This window comes from Paraglaciecola sp. L1A13, assembly GCF_009796745.1.
In the GTDB taxonomy this organism is placed as follows: domain Bacteria; phylum Pseudomonadota; class Gammaproteobacteria; order Enterobacterales; family Alteromonadaceae; genus Paraglaciecola.
The window spans coordinates 3,177,078-3,198,231 of sequence record NZ_CP047024.1 but is presented as its reverse complement, the minus strand read 5'-3'; the positions used below and the strand labels follow the sequence as shown (position 1 = coordinate 3,198,231).

Sequence of the window (21,154 nt, the reverse complement as noted above, 5' to 3'; positions counted from 1 at the left end):
GATCGTAACGCGCAGTAAAACGTTAAAAGGATTGGTAACTGGAGGCCCCAAATATGAAATTAGGGCGTAAAACTTGAGCGAGCATAAAGCGGCGCTCAACCTGTACAATGATGAGTCAGGCTGGCGCAACTTAATTAAACTCGATTAATCGTCTAGGTTCTGATCGACTAACGTCATACTAAAGCCAGTAGAAGAACTATCATCAGCTTCAAATATCAAGAACTGCTCAACGCTGTCTTCATCTAGCGTAAGTTGAAAGCTGTCCATAATAATATCTGAGTCTTCAATTGTGGCGATGGCGTACACAGAATAAGTGTTGTTGATAAGGCTAATTGAACTGTTACTTTCTTGAAGAACAGAAAGAGTATTGTCAGCAGTGGAAATAACCTCATCACTTTCTACAAAGTAGAATTTAACGCGACTAAAATCGTCAGAATCGCTTAAGTTAACAACCTTTATGCCGTGGCTATAGATACTAGAGCTGGTGCTCTTGGTAATCGTGATTGATTTAATGATAGATTCATAATCATCAACAATCCCGTCTTCGTTTTCATCGATAATATCGTCTTCATCGTCGTCGATAGCATCAGTTTTCGCGTAGATAAACACCATGTTATTGGCATTTTCTTCCAAGCTTAATAGCGCGTCATGAATGAAAAGCTCGTCAGTATCGGCGTTGTAAATATCAAATGAGTAGTCACCATTAGCTGTCGTGGTGGTTTCACTGAATTCACCGTAGGCTAAATCATCTACTTTAAGTTCGCTGTCGTCGTCTAAATCAACATTAAGACTAACTACGCCCGTATAATCAGGAATATAGCGGTTGGTTGCTATACCGTTGTAGAAACCGAAAGAAGCTTCTGAATCAACGTCGTTTAATTCAGTTACGCTATTAACACCAATACTGTCTATGGTGAATGGTGAGCTGCCTACGCCTACGTTGTCACGCAAAACAACTAAATATTGGCTAACAACCGAATAGGAGATATCTTCAGATGTGAAGATAGGTTCGTCACTACCTGGCTCTGTAATATAAAAAATATACTGGTCTTGATCGACTTTAAAATTCTCGGTCAAGGTATTAAGACTTACGTTTGAAACAAATTCAGCTTCATTAAACGTTTCATTGTCTTCAGACATATAAACATCTACTGAAGAGTATGTTGTGTTTAGATTTAAGAAACGCACGTTAAACAAGTCATCATCATCATCGTCGTCGTCATCAACCACTTCGATATCAAAAGTCAGTATGGTAGGTTCGCGAATATCATCGGTCAGTGCAACGAAGGTAATATAATCATTTCTAATTTTATGCTGCTCTTGATAAATGACTTCAAGATCACTGCGATCGCTGCTGTCTTCGTCTTGCCAACCAAGTTCAACCCAGTAGGTATCGTTATTTAAGGCGTTATTTGATGTTACGCCACCGAATTCAACTGAACTGTAGGTAATTTCAACTTCATCGTCATCATCGGTATCGAGATCTTCGTCTACTGTCAGATATACTGCGGGAGCATTGTATGAGGCATTATAAAAACGAATATAGCCCGTGTTGTCGTCATCACTCGAACCACAACCACTAAGGGTTAGTAATGCCATGCCCACGTAAAGTACGGGGGATCGTAATATTGACGAGGGCGTTTTGCTTAACTTCATTGTATCTCCAGATTTATTATAGATATGCGGTGCTTCATCAATGATTGATGATGGTTTGCGATTCCGACTGACTATTTAAACGATAAGTTCACCTGTGTAACTGGTCTTTACGAAATCTTTACCTTCCTTGACAATTACTTGGCACTTCTAGACAAAACTTGGCAGAAGTCATGGAGGTACATACAAATACGCACAAGAAAAATGCCAAATATTGATAAAAAATACTGGCTTGTGAATTTGAACTGCAACGAGGTTTTAACTGAGGGATATTGAACACAAACGCCCACAGAAGATGGGCGTGATATTGAATTTTAGCACTATCGTATTTAGCGTTTTATAGCGTTACCTATGCCATAGATGGCGACCCTAGCGCCAAAATAAAATGTGAGTGAGTGGCGTTCTCTTTTTTCTTAGGAAAGCGCAGATAAAACCGCTGAGGACGATTACTAAGCCCATTGCGGGTGCTGATGCATTCACAGTGGGGCGAGCGACCTCTAGATTTAATGTAGCGACTAATTCGTCATCTATTAATATCTGTTCGTTTCCGGCGTAAAGTAGACTGACACTAGTGGCTGTAAAATCCACAGTAAACGCAGATAAAAAAGTGCTGTCGCTAATAGTTGCACCAATAATTTCACTTCCATCAGGCCATTCAATATCTTCGATAATCATATTCCAGCCGTCTGTGATCGAGAAAAAACCACTAGGATCGTTACCGGAACTATTTAAAAATTGTCGAATAGTGATTAATTCGTCAAAAAAAGTAACCGCCATTTGCGTATTGTCGGGGATCACTGCAGGAAGTGTTGGACCAAACGTTACATTAGGTATATATCCCGTAGCTAAATTATTTGCGTCGACCCCTGTACCAACAAGGCCGAACAAGTTGTTAGTTGATCCCTCTACAAACATTCCAACATTTAATCCATCTGCATCAGTCAATAATGAAGCATTAGCATCTTTTGCATTGCCGATAATAAAACTACAACTGATAACAAGCAGCATTAACGTGATTTTATGTGACATAAAAAACTCTCCTATTTTTTGTCTTGATACAATTTGTATTTTTCAAAAATAAATTTATTGATATATGTCCGCTAACATCAAGAAATAGGGCATAACAACATCCGTAATTGTATTGCTAGATGTATAATGCATTTTTTAAACCAGAGAATATATTTACCCAATACTTCAAGGCCTTATCCTTGAGAATGGCAAATAGAATATTGCTTTAATGAAATACTGTAAAAGAGTCTGACACGCTCTAAGCGTCACCAGAGGATAGCGCTAATAACTTTACACCTAGTGAACTTTACACCTAGCCGCAGTGGCCATACAACAGCCACCAAACGTCGTGGTTATTGCCATATACGTGGTAATTATCTTCACTAGGGAAATGCACCTAGCGTATTGGTAAATCAAAATTTGATGCTATATTGGGGGGTGACTAAAATAATCCGGTTGGTGCTGCTTTGATGTATCAGCAGATTACCTTCACGCGTTGCTCGCATATGTCTTACTATCCCGGCGTATACATCGCCAGAGGGGATTGGCCAGCTCTGAAATGTTTCCGTGTTAGGTTCAAACCTAACGAGTGTATCGGGCCTCATGCCAGACTCGTTGTACCAAATTACCTTATCGACCACCGCTATGGCATAAGGATGGGATTTCGGGCCACTGGGAGATGACCATTCTTTTGCTATACCACTAACAGGATCGAACCGGCCCAAGCGGCCTTGGCTGGAGTTGACATACCACAGCATGCCGTCACTGGCGAAATCGAGACGCCGAACGGTTGTTGCTGGGTCTGGGAGCTTATATTCATGTAATTGCATTGTCTGTGAATTGACTTTTACTAGGCAGTTGCTGCCATTACACGCTACCCATGGGTTACCGTTAGAGTCTAATTTTATGCCATATGGCCGAGAGTTTTTGGTTGGCATTGTGACAAGCTTAATATCGCCCGTCTCAGGTATAAGTCTGCCGACCATATTGCTGTGCTGCAATGTAAACCACATAGCACCTTTACTATCGAAAATAGCCGTATGAGGATCTTTGGCATCAGGGTCTGGCATTTTAAAAGTGGTTATCTCGCCAGTACTAGGAGTGAGCTTACCCACAGTGCCGTTTTTGTTGCCTGTGTACCATATATTTCCCGCTTGGTCGTGCGTGACTGAGTGGGGCATTGAGCCTACTGGCAGCGGGTATTCGGTCATTTCATTATTTGTTGGGTCGATTTTGCCAATTAGATTTCCCCATTGTCCTGCCCACCATATGGCCCCATCGGGTGTTTGTATTGGATCTCTAGCCCGTTGGCCTAAGGTAGGTACTGTCCATTCTTTGAAAGTGATCGACGTGCTGCCAGAGAGTAACTGAGGGCTGTTCTTGCTATTTTGAGGAAAGTGATTCGCTAGGTAAGCCGTTATCATTTCACGGTTTGGATTCCCATCTAAGTTCACCATAGTCGCAATCAATTCTTGCCAGCCGGATCGAGTATAGCCAGAACTTTGCGTGATCCGATTGAGCTGATGGCACACAGTGCATTGACCTTGGATCAACTTTTTGCCTGGGTCGCTGGGCGAATTACTGGTTTCAGTTTGAGCGATTACGGGACTAAGAAGATTAATGCTTCCCAGCGAAATAAACAGTTTAAACAGTATATTCATTGTTTCCCCCATATAGAAAAATCCATTACAAGCCGGAATTAGATAAAATGTTACGCATGTTCGACGATAAAATATCCCGTTAATATGCAAGATATAATTCAATAATATAGTCCGGTGGAAGACTATTTAACAGTCATAAATGAGAACAGATAGTGGTTGAATATAAAATGAAATACAGCTTGGCTGTTGGTGTTAAGTGATATGTTTTTTTAAATACAATATCTAACTAAAATTATGGAAATAAGTGTCGGAGCTTATTGGGCCATGATAGCTATCACTAAATCGGGTTTGAATGATTTTCGAGCTGCACATATGGCGTGCTGTGCAATACACAAGGATCACCGAGTGCCGTCATTCCATGCCCGACATTCGATGTCCGACATTCGATGCCCGACATTCGATGCCCGACATTCGATGCCCGACCATACAGAAAGTACTTTACCAGTCGCTCGGTCTTGCGGCGGACAATCGCTGTAAGACGTTGTGGGTTTATAAATTAGGCCAGTTAAATCGTAAGCCTAGTCAATGACCGATCAGTTCGTGGGCATTAAGAATATTTCTCGCACTGAATTGCGCTTGTCAGCCTCTATGGCGAATAAGACCGCCTCGGCTACGTCAACAGGGGCAAGTTTGTCAGGTTTAGCTTCATCGAAGAAGGGCGTATTTACCATACCAGGTGTAATAGTGGTGCATCTGCCTCCCCAGTCGGCCATTTCTTCAGCCAGATTTTGGCCGAATCCGTAAGCGAACCATTTACTTGCGCCGTAAACCGAGCCTTTAATGGGTCGACGGCCCGCGGCTGAACTGGTGATAATGAATTGTCCCACAGACTCACGCAAATGGGGGAGGGTAAGCTTGGCAGTGTAAAGCAGTGCGTTAATATTGATACTGAGCATAGCGTTCCACTCGTCTGGATCACCTTTCTCTGTGCCGGAAGTAGACACGCCTGTTCCGGCGTTGGCAAATGCTACGTCCAAGCGACCAAACTTCTCCAGTCCTGCCTGAACAACCTTATTTAGCTCGTCAATGTTAGTGGCATCGGCGGCAACTGCAAAGGCATGCTCTTCACCTAAGTAATCTACGAGTTCGTCTAATTGCTTTTGTCTACGGGCGGTTAGAATCACTTTATGACCATTTTGCACAAGAATTTTTGCAGTCATTTCACCGATGCCGCTTGATGCACCAGTAATTAATACGACTTTCTCTTTAGCCATGTTACTTTCTCCTGATAAAGTTAAAAATTTGTTCACTGTGTAGAACTGATGCTGTTTTATTGAAATTCAATCCTTAAGAAAAATTAAGCACTAATCGGAGATATAAGATCGGGCGTGATACCGACTGTGGAAATTTTAATTTGTTAGGTAGCTCATCAGGAAATTAAGGATTAGTTTTTTTAATCCAACATGGGTAATAAATGTGCGTTGTGCAGCGGTCTAATTGTCACTAGAATCCGCGAGAATTCGGTATAAGCCGACGGTTTCAGTTAAATATTTATGATGATAAGGCGTGTTAAGTGAATACAGCAGAGTTTATTCAAATTCGAAAATTTATCGTTAAATTGGGCATTATGTTGCACAAATACGGTACACCTGCGTTTCGCTTAGAAGCCTATCTGACTGAGCTCGCTACTTATCTGGGTGTTCGAGCTTCTTTTATTGCTACCCCTACCGCGTTGACGTTCGTAATTTGGAGCGACAGACGCGAAGATGAATACAATCACTCAGTGCGCGTGCAGCCCGGTGATTACGATATGAACGCCTTATCGCGTACAGACGAATTGGCAACGCGTCTGCTGGCCGGAGAGGTCGGTCTTGAAGAAGCGGATTATCAACTAGATGTGATTAATCAAATGCCGAGTCCTTATGGCAAAGTATTAACTGGGCTAGGTTTTTGTGGCGCCACGGGTGCCTTTGCCATGTTGATGGGGGCGAGTTGGCAGGAAATACTATGGACCGCCCTAATCGGTTTGATAGTGTACTTTTTAGTCTTGTGGTCGCAAATATCAAAACGCGTCACGTTGATGTTAGAGCCCGCTGCATCACTTATCGCGGGGTTGGTGGCCTGTGCTATCAGCTTTTACTTTGATCATGGGATTAATATTCCGCTGGTGGTGCTTTCATCGGTTATTATTTTAGTGCCGGGTTTGGCGTTAACCATGGGGTTAGCTGAATTATCTTCACGTAATTTGGTGTCAGGTACGGCTCGGATAATGGATGCGGTCATGCAATTATTCAAATTGTATTTTGGCGCATTTCTAGGGATCAGCATTGGCTTTGGTTTGTTCGGGGCGAATGAATCACAGGTTGCCTATTCATTACCAGAATGGACGCGTTGGTTCGCTATATTTATGCTCTGTTTGGCCCTAGTAGTGATATTCAGAACCAGAGTAAAGCATATCCCGTGGGCGTTGTTATCAGGCTTTATTGGTTATGGTGCAACAGTGTGGAGCTCGGCTTATTTTGAGCAAGGCTTAAGCACCTTTGTAGGTGCATTTGCACTGGGCGTTTACGCAAATTTATTCACCCGTATTGCTAACGCACCAGCGTCGTTGGTGAGCATGCAAGGCTTAATTGTGCTGGTGCCAGGTTCAAAAACTTATATTGGTTTAAACTCTTTCGTATCAGGGCAAGACTTCGTGCAAGCAGAACATATCGGCCAAGAAACCTTTTTGATATTTATGTCACTGATTGCTGGTTTAATCTTTGCTAACGTTGTGATGCCAACGAAAAAGGCGTTATAGCTTGCACAAAAAGAGTTGCCAGTTGATTTGAGATAATAAAAAAGAGAGCATTGCTCTCTTTTTTATTATCTGTAACGCACGTTAATCATAAGAAAGATTAACTCACCTCTTTTAAACCCTCATCTGTTTCAGCGACAAAATGTTTCGGCAAAAAACTTTCTGCACAAGACTCAGCTAGTGCTTGAGCAAATTTGGTTGGGGTATCTTCGTGAAAGAAGCTACCCGGAACTGGACTGGCGTAAATCTCATCGAAACGGCGAACTTCTGTTTCGCTAACTCGGCGGAATATATGTGAGCGATTTAAATCGGACGTGTCACGTAGTCCTGCTGAAGCAATGATCTCTAATGCTGAATTGACCGTGGCTTTATGATAGCGCGCTACGCGCTCAGCTTTATCGGGTACCACTAAGCCTCGGGTTAACTTAGGATCTTGGGTAGCGATACCTGTAGGGCATTTATTGGTATTGCACTCTAATGATTGCACGCATCCAAGAGCGACCATCATGCCCCGAGCGCTGTTACACATATCGGCCCCAAGGGCTAAATTCTTCACTAAATGAAAACCGCTAAAGGTTTTGCCACTGGCAATAACACGTATGTCTTTTTTAAGATCAAAGCCAACGAGCACATCACAAACAAATGACAGTGCTTCACGCAATGGCATACCTACTGAGTTGGAAAACTCTAGCGGTGCTGCGCCAGTGCCACCTTCGCCACCGTCAACGGTAATAAAATCTGGTTTTATGCCTGTTTCGAGCATCGCTTTACACACGGCCACAAATTCGCTGGCACGACCGATACATAATTTAAACCCTACGGGCTTACCGTCAGATAGCTCACGTAACTGTTTGATGAATTGCATCATTTCAAGGGGAGTATCAAATGCACTGTGTGAAGGTGGCGAGTCGACTTGGGTACCGGGCTCGACAAGACGAATACGGGCTATTTCGTTGGTGTTTTTATCGGCTGGTAACAAGCCGCCATGACCAGGCTTCGCCCCTTGACTGAGTTTTATCTCAATCATTTTAATGACATCATTTTGCGCAATTTTTTGAAAGGCCTCAGGATCAAATTTACCTTCTTTGTCACGACAACCAAAATAGCCTGTTCCGATTTGCCATACTATATCTCCGCCATTTTCTAGATGGTAGTCGCTAACGCTACCTTCACCTGTGTTGTGATAAAAGCCGCCAATTGAAGCCCCTTTATTTAAAGCACGTATGGCGTTGTCACTTAAGGCACCGAAGCTCATCGCGGAGATATTAAAAAAGCTAGCCTCGTAAGGCTGCGTGCAATCAGGTCCACCAACCATAATACGAGGAGCGGGACGATCGCTGTCGTGATGCTTAGCTGCCATTGAATGGCCTATCCACTCGTAGCCTACGCGTTGGGTATCGATCTTTGTGCCATAAGGATTTGAATCTAAACTTCCTTTTGCGCGCTGGTAAATCAATGATCTGAACATTCTGCTAATAGGCTTGCCGTCCGTTTCTGATTCGAAAAAATACTGACGAACGAACGGCCTCAAGCGTTCCATTATCCAGCGGCCATGACCGACTATCGGATAGTTGCGTAATATACTGTGGCTGGTTTGATTGTAGTCAGAGTAGGCTAGCGCCACGAGCGGGATAAGCAGCACGAATAACCATAATGCAGAAAGCCAGAATAAACTGACGACTAGTATCGCTATAGCAGTCCATATGGCGATTTCTTTTAATTTTTTTTCCATTATTGCTCACTATCTTGTTGGTTTCTTTAAGGCAGATATATATCAGACCCAGTGACAAGGGAACTTCGTTCAAGTTTTTCAGTTACGCATATTTCAATGCAACTAGGGTAAATCTAGTTCAAAATAAAATCTATTACTGTAGCGCTACTAAAATTAGGTTATCGCCTGTATTCAGACCACAAAACTCACCCAACCTGCGCTGCTTCCATCTATCTGAGAGGAAACATCGAAAGCGCGAGGAGATAATGTCGGGATGACTGGGACTTTTTGCCTAAGCCTTTTATCACCTAGCTATGACTGAAAATGGCAGTATCTAGTATCTAGGGCAGCCTAAGAACTTTAACTATTAACAGGCTAACTCCTTGCGTGCCACAACGTTTTGTATACATTATTTATTACTCAATTTATTAACAAACGGATCCCACTTTTAGCTTTATAATACTGAGCTTAATTTCAGGATTGAGGTACTTATGATTATTCGCGATACTCCTCATTCATTTAGATTATTTTTCATTCTACGTGGATCAGTTTTGCCGCTAATTTATGGCAAAATAATTTTTATCACGCTGTTAGGCATTGGCGTTGCTTTTACCCAGTATTATTATCCCGCTGTTTTTCCACACTTTACTTTGGCTCCAGTGGCATTATTCGGTGTGGCATTATCGTTATTTCTTGGTTTTAGAAATAACGCTAGTTATGACCGCTGGTGGGAAGCGCGAAAGCAATGGGGGCATTTAATTGTGGCATCGCGCAGTTTGTCCCGACAGTTGGTGACGTATATTGATGGTAATGATGAAGAAGGCGCATTTGCACAACGTTATGCAATAAATCTGATCATCGCATTTGGCCATGCACTACGCCATGAATTACGTCAGTCAGACCCTTGGCCTGATATTGAAAAGTATGTAACACAAGATGATGCACTATTTTTGCAAAGAGCGAATAGCTTGCCTGATGCCATATTGCGCTTGATTGGACAAAAATTGGCAGATTGCCGACGAAAAAATTTATTTTCAGACATTTTATTGGCCAGTTTGAATAAACAGATTACGGCTTTGGCCGACGTGCAGGCATCTTGTGAGCGTATTCAAAATACCCCGCTACCGTTTGCGTATATGTTACTCGTTCAGCGTACAGCCTATTTATATTGTTTTATTTTGCCCTTTGGTATTGTGGCATCACAAGGATTAGTTACGCCTTTATTTAGCGCTATTATCGCTTACACCTTCTTTGGCTTAGATGCGTTAAGTGAAGAGTTGGCACAGCCCTTTGGTCTTTCTGCAAACCATTTACCTTTGCATGCTATTTCCCGAACGATTGAAATTAACTTACTGGATATTTTGGGTGAGAAAGTGCTACCAGAACCTATTCAGCCGCAAGATCACCGTCTGGAATAAATGGCCCCAGACGATGCGGATAAGAGCAACATTACGTACGATATCGCTTTAGCCTATAGGTACTTCACCCAAGGCATGGTTGAGCGTTTTTTAAAGCGCGAGAAGACCATGGTGGGATAGTAACGGACTAAGGCTAAAAGTGCAGCGATGGCCCATACTTGCCAAACGTGATTAACAGCAAATTCGTCCCCTTGATTGGTGCCAAATTGCGCGGACAATATTCGATATAAAACTGACAACCGATACAAGTGCACAATAAAGAAAAACATTGGTGACGAACCAAAACGCTCAACTATTTTGCTTATTTTGTTATCAACGTTTTCTAATGCGCATAGCAGCAACCAGGCAAGGCCCAATGTGAGCAGTCTATAATCGAGTGACGGCGGTTACTTTTGTGTAATTAATAAACGATTTTAGGCTCTCGACCAAGGTACTCCCGGCTTGCCACGGCAAGGTTTCTCCATAGACGTTAAAACCACGTAAGATCAAAAATAGTATCAAAGCGCATAAGCCACCGAGTAACAGTATTTTTTAACATTTTATCGCCAGCATCGTTCGAGCGTATATTGGACCGGCGAAGTAACCTAGGAAAATCACTCCAATCCAAGGCAATTCAGGGGATAACGCTTTGATTCTGACGGCACCATCAGTAATTAACCAGCCTCGGTCATGGAAAATAGTCCATAGGGTATAAGCTGTTTCGTCCGGTGTGAAATTTACAAATGCAAGGGCATTGGGGCCAAATACAATAAGCAAACCAAGCGCGTCAATCAACCAGTAGTTCACTTTTACCATGGCGGATAAAATGACCATGCTAAATCCGATGGCCCACATAAACTGTAAGTACAAGACGTCATAGTTGCCGAACCAAGAAAAATTAATCAAGGTGACTTCAATAACAATAATAAACAGCCCTGGTTTAAACAAGAAGCCGCTGGCAGAGCGTGTGGCCTTGTTATGAGGATGGGCGTACAACTAAGCTGATAAACCTATTAAGAAAACGAATACGGGTGCGCACAGATGAGCGGTCATTCGGGTGAAAAAAGCTCAGTACTGGTGGTGTCTAAGACCATTGGATCGGTAACATTCTGGTGATAGAACATACGCTCACGCACATGCTCTACCAACATTAATAACATTACCAAACCCTGTAAAATATCGATCGAAGCGATACGCTTTTTCGGCGTATGCAACTCATCTGCACATTGCGCAGAGCCTAAGTTGATTTAGCAACTCCTAGTACGTGCGGTAGTATATTTAATGCACTGTTCAATAACCCAATGAGCGATCAACAATGCCACGCATCGGCTGTTGATCGAGATAGCGTTGTACATTTTCAACTAGCATTTTGCCTGCGCTATCGTTTTGCGTTATGGCAGCGATATGTGGCGTAACGAGCACACGTGGATGTTGCCAAAACGAGTGCGCTTCAGGTAAAGGTTCGATGTCGAAAACATCTAGCACAGCGTACTCAAGGTGCTGTTCATCGAGCAGCGCCAATAAGTCTTGGGCCACTAATTGTTCACCACGTCCTACGTTTATGACGCTGGCGCCTTTGGGTAATTGGCTGAGTGTTTCATGATTGAGTATGCCTCGTGTCTGATCGGTAAGGGGTAGTAGGCAGACCAAAATATCGCTCTGAGACAAAAAAGTGTGCAAGCGATCGTCACTATGAAAACAGTTCACGTTGCTTATTTTCTTAGCACTGCGGCTCCAACCATTTACACTAAAGCCTAGCTGTAAAAGGCTTTCTGCGGCGACTTGACCTAAATGACCTAAACCAAAGATACCCACACGACGCTGTTGATTCTCGATTGTAGGGATTTGCTGCCAAGTGGCCGATTTATTGGCGTTGATATAAGCGAAGGTATCTCGGTGAATATTCAACACGTGCATGGCAATAAATTCACTCATGCCTTTTGCAATGCCAGGGTCAAGCATACGTATTACCTGAATATGCTCTGGTACAGTGGCGAGGTCGAGTTGATCAACGCCAGCCCCGACTGAAAATATGGCTTTCAGGTTGGGATAATCTTGTTGGTAATCACGGGGCAGTTTCCAGACAATCATTAACTCTATGGCTGCTTTGTCTGTTATTTTTGGCCAATGATGCCATGCAACATCGGGCAGGGCGTCAGCAAATAACGCTTGCCAACAATCATTGCGCTCTTGGGGACCACGAAAAAGAATATTAATTGTCATCTGCACTGCACCTCAATTTTATTTACTAAGCCTTTATATTGTAAACTGTTTATTCTCAAAATTGATAACTAACACTGATGCGGTAATTGCGTGGCGAGCCAGGTATTGTCCATACCGCTGAGTAAGAACTAACGTAGTATTCTTCATCGAATAAATTGTCTATATCGAAGATCAATTTTATTTGTTCATTTATGTGCATTGAAGCAAAGGTTCGCGCAAGGGTGTATGCAGGAAAACAAGACATAATTAGGATCGATGGTTTTAGCCTGAAGGTAAGTTTTCGTCACCAGCAAAGCCGCGTATAAAGAGGCTATCGTACATATCACCAAATGAATTTTGACGAACGATGCAGCTAGCAAACGCTAGCGCGTTCCGAAAATCAACTATGCCTGCGTCTTGTAATAATACATCGGAAACCAAGCTAACAGCTTGGGGGGACGATTTAAGTGGAACATCACCGCTATAGGGCTGTTTTTGATGTCTGACCTTGAGGCGCTCCAATTCGTTATTATCGGTTGCTTTTTGTTGCGTTGGCGTATTAAAACTTAGTGCAAATGAAACCGTTAGCGCAAAGTCAGTATCTTCTGACACGCTTCTTATATTGCCACAAACTCGTTAGGCTTTATGGATAATGCTAAGGCATCGTTAATGCTTATCGACGGTATTTGAGCTAACAGCCATTTTTGTTTACGTGTTGTGTAAACGACGCGATTTCGCCTGAACTAAAGGGTGCTGTCGGGCTGATTTTGCGGTGCAGCTTGAATAAAGGCATCGAGTTTATTGCAGGCATCATAGGCACGCATAATATTGGGGTAGGCTTGCATATCGACCTCAAACCTCAGCGCATTGTATACTTGCGGCACCAAATAGAGATCAACCATAGTCACTGCTTGGTCCATGGCGTAACTCAAGGTGTTTGTGGATCTATCTTGGTACTTTGCAAGTTGTTGTTCGATGGCGGAAAAACCTTGTTCGATCCAGTGGCGATACCACGCTTTTTTTTGCTTATCATCAACGGCTAGATCGTTGCTCAGATATTTTAAGATCCGCAGATTGTTCACGGGGTGAATATCACAGGCAATCATATCCACTAGGCTACGGACGTTGACGGCTGCCAATAGATCTTCTGGCATCAATGGATATTGAGGATATAACGCCTCAATATAAGCCAAAATTGCCCCAGACTGAATGATCACTTCACCACTATCAATTTGCAGGCAGGGCACTAAGCCCTGAGGCTGCAAAGCATTATAATCTGCCGACAGTTGTTCGCTTTTCAGTAAGTTAACCGTCACTAATTCATGCTCTATTTTTTTCAGGTTAAGGGCAATTCTTACTCTGTATGCGGCAGAAGAGCGAAAGTAGCTGTATAGCTTCATAATACGGCTGGTAGTAAGGTACCTACTACCTCTCCGAAACCTATGGTAGCCGCGCCTTCGCGACTGCAGTGGGCGCGCATGATAATGGCGTCGCCGTCTTGTAAGAATGTGCGAGTCTCGCCGTTGTCCAGTGTCAGTGATTTTTTACCACCTTGGCTGAGCTCCAGTAGCGAGCCGGCTTCATCGGCTTCTGGACCAGATTGGGTGCCCGAGCCTAACAAATCACCTGGGGTCATGGGGCAGCCATTGACACTGTGGTGGGTGACTAACTGTGCTGGAGTCCAGTAGGCATGCTTAAAGTTTGATTCAGACAATAGCTGCGGTGCTTGCTTAGCACTGCGCATCGCTTCGGTCTGAATAAAGCAGCTCAATTCAATATTTAAATTACCTGCTTGGGTGTTGCTTTCGCTGGTTAAGTATTCAAGGGGTTGCGGGTCGCTCTCAGGGCGGGTAAATGCTTCTCTAAATGGCGCAAGCGCTTCGTTGGTTACCACCCAAGGGGAAATAGTTGAAGCGAAGTTTTTTGCTAGAAATGGCCCTAATGGTTGGTATTCCCAGGCTTGAATATCGCGCGCAGACCAATCATTTAAAATACACATGCCGAAAATATGCTCTTGCGCAGCACTAATATCAATGCGTTGTCCAAGTTGTGTGCCTTGGCCGATAAACACGCCCATTTCTAATTCGTAGTCCAGTCGTTCACAGGGGCCAAAATCTGGTGTGCTGGCATCAGGTTTTTTAGTTTGCCCCACAGGACGCGGGAAGGTTTGACCAGAAACGCCTATGCTTGACGAGCGTCCGTGATAGCCGATCGGTACCCATTTATAGTTAGGTAACAAAGGGTTGTCTGGACGAAACAAACTACCGACTGCGGTTGCATGGTGAATCGACGTATAAAAGTCGGTGTAATCTGTTACCTGACAAGGCATGGCATATTCAACGCAGCGTTGTGCAACTAGGCAATTTTCAAGTACACGTTGGTTTGTAGACCCTTCGCTTAACATATTTGACAACGCAGATCGCAAGGCTGAATTTGCCTTAAGGCCCAAGCCCATTAAGGTATTTAAACTCGTCTGCGCTGCAGCTTGTGCCGCTGTCTGGGCATCGCCGTTTAATATATTGAGTTTCGCGACTTTTGCCATATCGAGTATCTTTTCGCCAATGGCAACACCGCCGCGCCAAGTGCCGTTAGATCCCGTTTCACGAAAAATTGCGAACGGTAAATTTTGAATCGGAAATTGCGAATGGCCATTAGCCGAGCTCACCCAGCTTTTGCGGGCAGGATCATGTGTTGCGTTTATCAATGTCATCTTATTAATTCCTTAATAGCGGGCCGGCGACTATGGCTGGCCGTTAAAATGTTTTTTAAGGTCGCCCCAACAGTCCAAGTAATTCTTCTGGCGCTGAAGGGCATTAAGTGCAAATTTTGTAGGCCCAATGACGTAACGAGACTCCAGCATAAAAGCCATGGTATTTTCATAACGCTGAGGCTTAAGTTCGCCGTGGGTTGCTTTATCAAATACGTCTGCTTCCGGGCCGTGAGGCGTCATGCAGTTGTGCAGGCTGAAGCCGCCGGGGGAAAAGCCTTTTTCTTTGGCGTCATAAGTGCCTTCAATTAAACCCATAAACTCACTCATTACGTTTCTGTGATACCAAGGGGGCCGAAAGGTATTTTCGGCTACCATCCAGCGCGGCGGAAAAATAACAAAGTCTACATTTGCTACACCAGTATCTGGGCTAGGCGAGGACAGTACGGTGAAAATTGATGGGTCAGGATGGTCGAAGCTCACAGTGCCGAGCACATTAAAACGGGATAGGTCGTATTTATAAGGAGCACTATTGCCTACCCATGCCACCACATCAAATGGGCTATAATTTTGTGTTGCCTGATAAAACTCGCCACAAAACTTTGCAATGACTTGGTGCTGCCCCTCGGTGTCTTCAAAGCGCGCGTGGGGATACTCAAAATCTCTTTGATTTGCAAAGCCATTAGCTCCGGCAGGCCCGCGCTCAGCTAGCTCCATTGGGCTGCCATAGTTTTCACAGATGTAGCCGCGAATGGGCCCATCTGTGGGTTCTATTTTAAATTTTATACCTCGGGGGATAACGAGGATCTGCCCGGGCTTTATATGTAGCTTACCCATTTCAGTTATGGCGCTAAACGCCCCAAGTTGCGGGATAAAGAGCAACTCGCCGTCGGCAGAATAAAATGACCGAGAGCCCATAGTTTTATTCGCCACATAGATATGAATGCCAATGCCTGTTTGGGCGCGAACATCCCCGTTTGCTGCAACCGTTGTCAAACCATCGATAAAGTCGGTGGGCTCCATGGGCAAGGGAAGGGCGTTCCAGCGCATCACGTTGGGCGGGCAGTCTGCATCAGTGATGGGCCCTGAACGTACATGGCCTTTATCTATTTTACTAAAGTCGCCCATGGCAATCGACGGGCGAATGCGATAGGTCCAAGTACGGCGGTTTTGATGCCGTGGCCGCGTAAAAGCACTGGTACTAAATTGCTCTGCATATAGCCCATAAGGGCAACGCTGTGGACTGAATTGTCCGATAGGCAACGCGCCAGGCAAAGCCTCTGTTTGGTGTTCATTATTAAACCCATACAGCTTATTTATTGACACATCGTTCGCCATACGCACCTCTTAATCACCTACGGGTAAAGCTAAAGCAGCAACAATTTACTTATAGGTATTATTCTCATATGAGATTAATTTATAAGCTTGTATATCATTTATGCAAGTTTATCGTGCTTATATAAGACTATTTAGCGATTTTCTAATGCCTTTTATCGTAAAGATTTCTTTAACTGCTCTTACTTGAGATTAAGTGATTGTGGCGTGGTGGTGCTTTGAAGTGTAAGCTTTATGCCCCAGAACCTAATCGAATTGTGCGCAACAACGCGCGAGACAACCATGACTCTATACGGCGTTTAAAATGATTTTACTTAAACTGTTTGTACCTTATCGAATGGTCAATTTAGCCACGCGCATTAGCAATGCATTTTCACAGACATATCGAGGGGAATTTAAGCTGGCTATTCCTGATTGGCGTTTATTGGCTTGTCTGGGGGAATATGGAAAACTCAATGCAAAAGATATTGCTGAGCTGACCTTGATGGATAAATCTAAAGTGTCGCGAGCGGTTAAACAGCTTGAAGATAAAGCTTTGTTGCTGCGCGAAACAGACCCGAAAGATAATCGCGCCGCTTATTTATCGTTAACCGAAGCAGGGCACGCTCAATACCGGACTATTTCCCCAAAAGCCCTAGCGTGGGAGGAAGAATTATTAGGTGTACTCGATACGAACGAGTACCGTAATTTAATGCGCATCATAGAAAAGCTTGATAACCAAGTGATCAAAATGGCTGCCCAACATCATGAAATCAATCAACCTCATGAGCGTGATTAAGTAAAATCGAGTAAAAATGCCAGTGAGAATAATTTGAGCTGCGAGAACGAACATATTCTTTGCCTCGGATTGCATTTCATCTCGAATTACCTTTATGATCCATTACTGGGCTACGCCTAGAGAGGGTTTTGATCGCTAGTGGATTTGTCTACTATTAGACTGGTAAGCTCGTAAAGATAGCGCTTGGACGTAAGATTATCTTGAAAATTCTATTCATAACTCACTTCATTTTGTTTGGTGTGTTCTGCGCTCAATAAGCACCGAATTTGAAAAGATGATGGTGGATATTAAGCCGTTTAAGATCATTGGCGAGTGTCTTATTGATATTTATAAAAAAGGTATTAGTTAGCGGCCTTTTGCGGGATTAAATGCCGCTGCAATAGCCCATAAGTTAACCATAAGTTAACCATAAGACCAAAGTCTTATGGTTAACTTATTTGTCTAGACTAGCATGAGGTAATCTTACTTTTAATTGAATGCAGTAAATTAGAGTTTCGTTTTAAATTATTGATTTTAATGATAATTATTCATTCTATTTTGATGTTCTAATAATAGTTATCGTCTTCTTTAACGTTCTCAGGTGCATAAATACACCCTTGTACCTGGTCGTATAAGACCTTTTGCCTAATCGCCATTTGCCAATGGCTGACTTACCCTGCCGCATCGACATTCATTTGCTTCAAACAAAGCGTTTATTTTTATTTTGAGCAAATCACTATGCGTTAGGAAATATTATGAATACCACGTCGCAGTATGACAATAGTCCCGAAGCCGCACAGACAGAGGACCCGCAGCCCATTTCTGATAGCTATGAAAATCTGCATAAACCCAGTTCTGAGTTCGACACCAGAGACGAGTACCTCGAGCATGAACTGCAAATTATGCAGCCAAAGCGCTGGCGGCCTAATTTACCCTTTCGAGATTATCGCTTCGAATTTGAAGATACGATCCCCGCATTAGCAGGCACTATCGGCAAAGTCGTTATGGTTAGTGCGATTGCGGGTACGTTTGCCGGAACATTAGGCTTAAGCGACGGTTTTGTTTTAGAGAATGTGCGCTATGAATTATTCATTGTTGCTGTTTTCATTCTGATATTTTCGGGCTTTATCTTACCGACTGCCAATTTAGCAGGTACGCACGGACCGCTTATCCCGTTAATTCCAATTGTTGTTGCAGCAGGCGGTCACCCTATGGCGTTTGGGTTACTCATTGGGGCGTTCGGCTTAATTCTCGCGCTGAGTAAAGGGGGAAGTTTACTGGCTCGACTCACCAGTAAAGGTGTGTGTGGGGGGCTGCTACTGTACCTCGGCTTTATCGGCACTATTTCTCAAGTGAAGAAACTATTTTCTTGGGCAGAAGACATTCAAATGACCCATATTGCATTTATTGTCATTCTGGCCACTATTTTATTATATGCATTGCTAGAACACTTCAAAAAACGTTGGTTAGCAGTACCACTAAGTTGCCTAATAGGTGGGGTGACCGCGTTTTCATTAGGGGCGCCGTTTGAATTTAAAACAGCCCCTGGCTTGCCTAATGTCAATCCTATGTATTGGTGGGGCGAAAATACTGGATGGATGCTAGGTATGCCTACCCTTGAAAGTTTCGTGGTTGTATTACCGTTTGCCGTACTCGCCGTAGCCATGTGGTCGCCAGACTTCTTAGGTCACCAAGTATTTCAAAAAATAAGCTATCCAGAGCGGACAGAAAAAGTGCAAATGAACATTGACGATACGATGCTCAGCGCATCGGTCAGGCAGACCTTTGGCTCTATTTTAGGTGGCTCGAATTTCGCGTCTTCGTGGGGGACCTATATCGTACCGGCCGCCATTGCGAAACGGCCAATTCCCGCTGGCGCTATATTAACTGCATTATTTTGTATTATCGCCGGGGTGTGGGGTTACCCCATGGATTTAGCGATTTGGCAGCCCGTATTATGTGTGGCATTAATCGTGGGGGTGTTTATTCCATTGCTTGAAGCAGGTATGGAAATGACCCGTGAAGGTAAAACCACTCAATCAGCAGCCATTGTGGTGTTCGCCTCAACCTTGGTTAACCCCGCGTTTGGTTGGTCTCTTACTATGTTGCTGGATAACCTGGGCCTTATTGGCTGTAAAAAACGAAGTGCTGAGTTAACCCATATGAGCCGCTGGATCATTCCTGTGGTCATGTTTGTATTACTCACACTGGTAATGGCAATGGTCGGCATGCTGCCAGGCATACCCGCACTGATGTCAGACTTCCGGCATTAATAGTACGCGCAGATCATGCCGTGGTCTGCGCTTACTGCTGCTTTAAAGCAAGAAATTGCCAAAATTGCCAACGTTTACTGGCATACCTAGTAAGAACGCAACGTAATCTTGAGTATCGCTGCATTATACTTAGCGGCTGATATTCTATCCCTTCAAAATTGCACCGCCTACGTATTAGTGCTTTTATCTGCGATAACAAGAAAATTCCGGAGTTACAAAGAGAGTTACAAAGACATATATGGTCACTCCCGTGTTATCAACAGGTTTTCGTTTTTCTTTCACAAACGTTTAAGCGTTACGTTGTCATAATTGGCCTTTTCCAAACAGCTTTTGCATAAAATGAAATACGGTCTTGTGACATATATCCGGCATCTTTATGGCGATATTCATACTCGCCGTGCCCTCATGAGTTTCAATTGAAGTCTTATAAGCCTTTGCACCCATATTGCCTCGAAGGCAGTTGTCTTGCTGAGGTTCCAAATAAGACATAACCGTTTAAATCATCAATGCTTTTTACCGCTTAGTACTGTTATGTTTACTATGTGTGTTGCGTGTTATGCACATGCTTTTTTGACGTCAAATTCGACTTCTTTTGCCATGACTACCCAAATAATTCTTGCCAGTTTATTCGCCAATGCCACTACAGCTTTACAGCCATGCATGCGTTTTTTGATATGTTGTGCCCAGCGTCTCAGGTTGTCATTTGTTTTGTCGCACCAATTCAATACCGCCCGAGCGCCCAAAATTAACATTTTACGTAAGCTTTGGTTGCCCCGTTTGGTGATACCTCCCATGCGTGATTTATCCCCACTGGCATACTGTGCAGGGGTTAAACCAATCCAGGCAGCAAATTGCCGACCATTTTTAAAGACGTGGATATCGTTCACGCTGGCTAAGAATGTCGCAGCCACTTTAGCCCCGACACCAGGCACGTTTAATATACGTTGATAAGCCTTATTATCTTTGAGTAGTGAAATTAATATTCCATCCACTTCTTCTATTTGCGTCGTTAACGCCTGTACATTGTTATGTAAACGCTCAATGAAATGCCTGGCCGTAATACTCAATTCATTCTCAGCATCTTCTAGGATATCCGGCACATACTTTTTAAGCGCACCGTGTTTAACGGGTAAGACAATACCGTATTCAGCTAGTAGTCCTCTGAGTTGATTACTATCTCCAATTCTATTCTTGAGTAATCGTTCACGGATACGCTGTAGCGACTGAACGTCTTGTTGCTCAACAGATTTTATTTCAACAAAACGCACATTGGGTCGCCGTGCGGCTTCGGCAATCGCTAGCGCATCGTTGGCATCATTTTTATTGCCCCGCACAAAAGGCTTAACCACATGAGCAGGAATGCATTTTACCGTATGGCCTAGCGCCTTGAACCTACGACCCCAAGGGTTAGCTGAATAACAAGCTTCCATCACAACTAAGGTCGGCTCTATTTGGCGCAACTCATGGAGCAACTTATCTCTTCTTATTTGTTTATTGAATATCACATTGTTTTGCTCATCTAAGGCGCATAACTGGAACACATTCTTTGCTAAATCAATGCTAACTAGGTTACATTTCATCTCGGTCACTCCATTAATTGATTGATATTGCTTGATAACTTTTCAATCATGGCAGGTTTTAATGCCTTTGGAGTGACCATCTCAAGGAGTTACAAAGACACCCATCTTTAAAATCGCATAAGAGTTACAAAGA

The 21,154-nt window shown here is 43.5% G+C and carries 17 protein-coding genes; 4 read left to right on the top strand and 13 right to left on the bottom strand.

The window, feature by feature from the left end; all coding sequences use genetic code 11:
* Positions 1 to 144: 144 nt before the first annotated feature.
* The 4 genes from GQR89_RS13365 to GQR89_RS13350 form a co-directional block, all read right to left on the bottom strand.
* Entirely contained in the window at positions 145 to 1,656 is a 1,512-nt protein-coding gene (locus GQR89_RS13365; RefSeq protein ID WP_158770501.1) for a hypothetical protein, read from the bottom strand.
* 366 nt (positions 1,657 to 2,022) lie between these two features.
* Complete coding sequence (locus GQR89_RS13360) at positions 2,023 to 2,682, bottom strand: hypothetical protein (protein ID WP_158770500.1); 660 nt, start codon at positions 2,680 to 2,682, stop codon at positions 2,023 to 2,025.
* Positions 2,683 to 3,074: 392 nt separating this feature from the next.
* On the bottom strand, positions 3,075 to 4,322 hold the full coding sequence (locus GQR89_RS13355) for a cytochrome C (protein ID WP_158770499.1): 1,248 nt from the start codon (positions 4,320 to 4,322) through the stop codon (positions 3,075 to 3,077).
* A gap of 533 nt (positions 4,323 to 4,855) precedes the next feature.
* Positions 4,856 to 5,536, bottom strand: coding sequence for an SDR family oxidoreductase (locus tag GQR89_RS13350; RefSeq protein WP_158770498.1), 681 nt, complete (start codon positions 5,534 to 5,536; stop codon positions 4,856 to 4,858).
* 299 nt (positions 5,537 to 5,835) lie between these two features.
* On the opposite strand from GQR89_RS13350, the gene GQR89_RS13345 reads away from it, so the two are divergent.
* Entirely contained in the window at positions 5,836 to 7,062 is a 1,227-nt protein-coding gene (locus tag GQR89_RS13345) for a threonine/serine exporter ThrE family protein (RefSeq protein ID WP_158770497.1), read from the top strand.
* Between the two features lie 97 nt (positions 7,063 to 7,159).
* On the opposite strand, the gene GQR89_RS13340 is transcribed toward GQR89_RS13345, so the two are convergent.
* The gene (locus GQR89_RS13340; RefSeq protein WP_158770496.1) at positions 7,160 to 8,791 is read right to left on the bottom strand and encodes an FMN-binding glutamate synthase family protein; all 1,632 of its coding nucleotides are present in this window, start codon (positions 8,789 to 8,791) and stop codon (positions 7,160 to 7,162) included.
* A 470-nt stretch (positions 8,792 to 9,261) separates the two neighbouring features.
* On the opposite strand from GQR89_RS13340, the gene GQR89_RS13335 reads away from it, so the two are divergent.
* Positions 9,262 to 10,188 carry a bestrophin family protein gene (locus GQR89_RS13335; RefSeq protein WP_158770495.1) on the top strand — a complete coding sequence of 309 codons (927 nt, stop codon included), beginning with the start codon at positions 9,262 to 9,264 and terminating at the stop codon, positions 10,186 to 10,188.
* A 53-nt stretch (positions 10,189 to 10,241) separates the two neighbouring features.
* On the opposite strand, the gene GQR89_RS21555 is transcribed toward GQR89_RS13335, so the two are convergent.
* The 7 genes from GQR89_RS21555 to hmgA form a co-directional block, all read right to left on the bottom strand.
* Positions 10,242 to 10,544, bottom strand: a complete 303-nt coding sequence (locus tag GQR89_RS21555) for a hypothetical protein (RefSeq protein ID WP_233268970.1) — start codon at positions 10,542 to 10,544, stop codon at positions 10,242 to 10,244.
* A 175-nt stretch (positions 10,545 to 10,719) separates the two neighbouring features.
* A complete protein-coding gene (locus GQR89_RS21550) occupies positions 10,720 to 11,163 on the bottom strand; it encodes a DUF1624 domain-containing protein (RefSeq protein ID WP_233268969.1) in 444 nt (147 codons plus the stop codon).
* Positions 11,164 to 11,457: 294 nt separating this feature from the next.
* Positions 11,458 to 12,390: a glyoxylate/hydroxypyruvate reductase A gene (locus GQR89_RS13325; protein ID WP_158770494.1), complete on the bottom strand. Its 933-nt coding sequence runs from the start codon at positions 12,388 to 12,390 to the stop codon at positions 11,458 to 11,460.
* A 261-nt stretch (positions 12,391 to 12,651) separates the two neighbouring features.
* The gene (locus GQR89_RS13315; protein ID WP_158770492.1) at positions 12,652 to 12,981 is read right to left on the bottom strand and encodes a Plug domain-containing protein; all 330 of its coding nucleotides are present in this window, start codon (positions 12,979 to 12,981) and stop codon (positions 12,652 to 12,654) included.
* 131 nt (positions 12,982 to 13,112) lie between these two features.
* On the bottom strand, positions 13,113 to 13,769 hold the full coding sequence (gene maiA, locus GQR89_RS13310; protein ID WP_158770491.1) for a maleylacetoacetate isomerase: 657 nt from the start codon (positions 13,767 to 13,769) through the stop codon (positions 13,113 to 13,115).
* A complete protein-coding gene (gene fahA / locus GQR89_RS13305; protein WP_158770490.1) occupies positions 13,766 to 15,079 on the bottom strand; it encodes a fumarylacetoacetase in 1,314 nt (437 codons plus the stop codon). Before fahA ends, maiA begins: the two co-directional genes overlap by 4 nt.
* 30 nt (positions 15,080 to 15,109) lie before the next feature.
* Positions 15,110 to 16,414 carry a homogentisate 1,2-dioxygenase gene (hmgA, locus tag GQR89_RS13300; RefSeq protein ID WP_158770489.1) on the bottom strand — a complete coding sequence of 435 codons (1,305 nt, stop codon included), beginning with the start codon at positions 16,412 to 16,414 and terminating at the stop codon, positions 15,110 to 15,112.
* Between the two features lie 301 nt (positions 16,415 to 16,715).
* Here hmgA and GQR89_RS13295 point away from each other — a divergent pair, with 301 nt between their 5' ends.
* The gene (locus GQR89_RS13295; protein WP_158770488.1) at positions 16,716 to 17,189 is read left to right on the top strand and encodes a MarR family winged helix-turn-helix transcriptional regulator; all 474 of its coding nucleotides are present in this window, start codon (positions 16,716 to 16,718) and stop codon (positions 17,187 to 17,189) included.
* A gap of 734 nt (positions 17,190 to 17,923) precedes the next feature.
* A complete protein-coding gene (locus GQR89_RS13290; RefSeq protein ID WP_158770487.1) occupies positions 17,924 to 19,441 on the top strand; it encodes a DUF3360 family protein in 1,518 nt (505 codons plus the stop codon).
* A gap of 554 nt (positions 19,442 to 19,995) precedes the next feature.
* Here the strand turns inward: GQR89_RS13290 and GQR89_RS13285 are convergent.
* The gene (locus GQR89_RS13285) at positions 19,996 to 21,021 is read right to left on the bottom strand and encodes an IS110 family transposase (protein ID WP_158769517.1); all 1,026 of its coding nucleotides are present in this window, start codon (positions 21,019 to 21,021) and stop codon (positions 19,996 to 19,998) included.
* Between the last annotated feature and the right edge of the window lie 133 nt (positions 21,022 to 21,154).